Raw genomic sequence first — 3,154 nt, 5'->3', positions numbered from 1 at the left:
GTCCATCTACTCGGTCACGTCGTGGGTGGAGTTGGCCCGCGATGGTGCGGCAAAGAACGTCGAAAAGCTCCGTAATCCTGCTGAGGATCCAGAGGAGCCATTCGTGACGAAGCAGCTGAAGCAGACCTCTGGCCCATACATCGCTACCTCGGACTTTGCGACGGATCTGCACGAGCAGCTCCGCCCGTACGTTCCAGGCGAGTACTACGTGCTGGGTGCTGACGGTTTCGGTTTCTCCGATACCCGCGAGGCTGCCCGCCGCTACTTCAACATTGACGCGGAGTCCATGGTTGTCGCAGCGCTGATCGGCCTGGCTGAGGAGGGCAAGATCGATATCTCGGTCGCCGCCGACGCAGCCAAGCGTTACAAGCTGGACGATCCAACCTCCGTCTAAGAGCTAGTCGCTTAACGACGAGCGCCTCCGCCCCACATCGCCACTCGCGCGGTGTGGGGCGGATCTATTTGTTCGCGTAGCGCAGCTACCGCTGGCAGACCAGGCCGACGAGCCGCTGGATGGCCGCGTTGACCACGTCGGGTGCTTCCAACGGGAGCATGTGCCCAGCGTTAGGGATGACCTGCAGGTAGGATTCCGGCCAAATGTCCTGGATCCTTTGAGCCTGACTCAATGGGGTCACGTCGTCCTGCGCGCCCACCAGCACGTATCCGGGAACATCTGTCAGCGCGACACCCGCCTGCAGTTCTTCGTGTTCTTGCAGGTCGTCGAAGTAGCCCACGTAGGTTTCTAGCGGGGTCTCGTGGATCATGGCGGCGTGGAAGTCGATCAGTTCATAGTCGGTGTCGCGGTGGAAGATGGTCACGGCGAGTCCCGGGGCGATGATTTTTGTGACTTCGTTGCGGAATTTGTCGGCCTCTTCGGGTGCGGCCTCGACGGCACTATAGACGGCATCGGCGGCTGGGGTGGCCAGAATCTGCGGGATCCCCTGGTCGGTCAGCGCTTCCACAGACGCATTGATCAGGATCGCGCCGGCCGCGGTGAACTCGTGGCCGTAGCGACGAATCAGGCTCAGCGCCACCAGCCCACCAAGCGAGTGTCCGACCACGATCACGGGCCCGCGCACTTCACGCTCTCGCATCACGGCCCACACATCGTCGGCAGCCTCATCAACGCTGCACCGCTCCGGGCGCACCGCCCCGGTTTGTCCATGTCCGCGCAGATCCATCAGCACTTGACGCACTCCGCTACCGCGCAGGGCATCAACCTGTTGGTAGAACGCCTCCGCGGCAAGGGTGAAGCCGTGGATATAGACCACGGTCACATCGGCATCCGGTTCGCCTACTTCGTACCAGTGGACGGGGATATCGTCGTTAAGCACGATGCCCTGCGCGGTCAGGTTCGTCAGTCCGGGCTTGCGCTCTTGGGCGTGGAGGCGGCCGCGCGCGAGGGCGAGGTTGCGGCGCCCGCTGGGGGTGAGTGCGCGGGCGTAGTCGGCGGGGTTCTGCATGCGAATAACTGTAGCGCAGCTGGGTAGACTGGCTGGCATGGAGCTTTCGCAACGCTTGAACCTTGGCAAACTGGCAGACTTGGGCGCCGCGGCGCCTGACCAGCCCGGCGCGGATGCGTCGCTGGATACGATGGGCCAGGTCGCAGCGCTGATCGAATCGGTGGCCGGGGTGGAGGCGGATGAGGTCACGGCGGAGTCCACCGCGGATAGTTTGGGGATTGATTCGCTGGCGCGCATTGAGCTGATCGTGCGCGCGGAGGAGCAGTTTGGAGTGCGTATCGACGAAGAGACCGCGTTGGGCTTTGACACTATTGGCGATCTGGTTGCTTACCTCGCGGACAACGAATAGTTAGGCCAAGATAGGGAGTATGAATGCTCCCATTTCCTATCTGACTGACATGGACGGCGTCCTCATCAAAGAGGGCGAGCTGATCCCTGGCGCAGACGCTTTCATCCGGGCGCTGCGCGATAACAATATTCGCTTCATGGTGCTGACGAATAACGCGATGAGCACGCAGCGTGATCTGTCGGCGCGCTTAGCGACGATGGGCCTGGATATCCCGGAGAATAATATCTGGACCTCTGCCGCCGCCACCGCCAGCTATCTGTCGTCCCAGGTGCCTGTGTCCACGGCGTATGTGATTGGCGAGACGGGGTTGACCACTGCGATGCATGAGTCTGGGTGGATCTTTACTGATAATGATCCGGAGTTTGTGGTGCTCGGTGAGACGCGTACCTATTCTTTCGAGGCGATCACCACTGCGTGCAATCTGATCATTGGTGGTGCGCGTTTCATCTGCACTAACCCTGATGTGACAGCGCCCGGTCCGCAGGGCGTGCTGCCTGCCACTGGTGCGGTGGCTGCGATGATTACGGCGGTGACTGGGAAGGAGCCGTACTATATCGGCAAGCCGAACCCGGTGATGATGCGTTCTGCGCTCAACCACATCGGTGCCCACTCTGAGCGCGCCGTGATGATTGGCGACCGGATGGATACAGACGTGAAGTCTGGCCTGGAGGCCGGCATGCGCACCATCCTTGTGCGTTCCGGCATTTCCGACGATGCCGAAATCCAGCGCTACCCCTACCGCCCCACCACCACTATTGGTTCAGTGGGCGAGTTGGCTGATCACGTCTTGGACCCGTTTGGGGACGGCCACTATATCAACATGGCTAACCGTGGCGACGAGTACCAGGATTCCCACTCCGACTAGGCCTGGAGTTTAGGCCTGGACCACGCTGGCGCGGAAACCGTAGTCACGAGCGAGCCGCTCGAGTACCGCGGTGAACTCGGAGGCGTCTGGCGCTGTGATAACTTCGCGGCAGCGCAGTCCGCGGGCGCCGAAGGTGGTGGTATCGCGCTGCCAGCGGGTAAACCAGGTGATGTCCCAGATGTCGATGCCGGGGGTGCTCTCTACCTCTGCTGGTGGCAGGTGTTCGGCCATTAGTTCTTCGACGGTGCCGCGCAGGCGCACGGGCATGCCGGTAATCTGCAGGACGAAGGTGTACTGCTGTGCGGTGTGGCGGCGCTCCGCCTCGTTCGTGATCCTCGCGGGGGCAGGTGCGGCCAAAGTGGTGGTCATGTGGGGATCCTCCGTAAAAATGTAGGCACAGATGCCACATCCCGCACGAAGCATGGCGGGATGTGTTTCTGTGAGACGAGGTTCGTCTTCCCCAACGGCCTCAATAAT

At 61.6% G+C, this 3,154-nt stretch carries 4 protein-coding genes and 1 pseudogene; 3 read left to right on the top strand and 2 right to left on the bottom strand.

Annotated elements, in window-relative coordinates:
- Window positions 1-394: pseudogene (locus ACHFGA_RS07275) on the top strand (pyruvate dehydrogenase (acetyl-transferring), homodimeric type); the annotation flags it as partial.
- An 85-nt stretch (window positions 395-479) separates the two neighbouring features.
- Here the strand turns inward: ACHFGA_RS07275 and ACHFGA_RS07270 are convergent.
- On the bottom strand, window positions 480-1,463 hold the full coding sequence (locus ACHFGA_RS07270; RefSeq protein ID WP_394281743.1) for an alpha/beta fold hydrolase: 984 nt from the start codon (window positions 1,461-1,463) through the stop codon (window positions 480-482).
- Between the two features lie 37 nt (window positions 1,464-1,500).
- Between ACHFGA_RS07270 and ACHFGA_RS07265 the strand changes: the two genes are divergently transcribed.
- Both ACHFGA_RS07265 and ACHFGA_RS07260 read left to right on the top strand, forming a co-directional pair.
- On the top strand, window positions 1,501-1,812 hold the full coding sequence (locus ACHFGA_RS07265) for an acyl carrier protein (protein ID WP_394281742.1): 312 nt from the start codon (window positions 1,501-1,503) through the stop codon (window positions 1,810-1,812).
- A 19-nt stretch (window positions 1,813-1,831) separates the two neighbouring features.
- The gene (locus ACHFGA_RS07260; protein WP_394281741.1) at window positions 1,832-2,677 is read left to right on the top strand and encodes an HAD-IIA family hydrolase; all 846 of its coding nucleotides are present in this window, start codon (window positions 1,832-1,834) and stop codon (window positions 2,675-2,677) included.
- A gap of 9 nt (window positions 2,678-2,686) precedes the next feature.
- Here ACHFGA_RS07260 and ACHFGA_RS07255 read toward each other — a convergent pair whose 3' ends face one another.
- Window positions 2,687-3,046, bottom strand: coding sequence for a hypothetical protein (locus ACHFGA_RS07255; protein WP_394281740.1), 360 nt, complete (start codon window positions 3,044-3,046; stop codon window positions 2,687-2,689).
- Window positions 3,047-3,154: the final 108 nt, after the last annotated feature.

Origin of the sequence: Corynebacterium sp., from assembly GCF_043426755.1 — a bacterium.
In the GTDB taxonomy this organism is placed as follows: domain Bacteria; phylum Actinomycetota; class Actinomycetes; order Mycobacteriales; family Mycobacteriaceae; genus Corynebacterium.
This window is presented reverse-complemented; position numbering and strand designations above follow the sequence as displayed.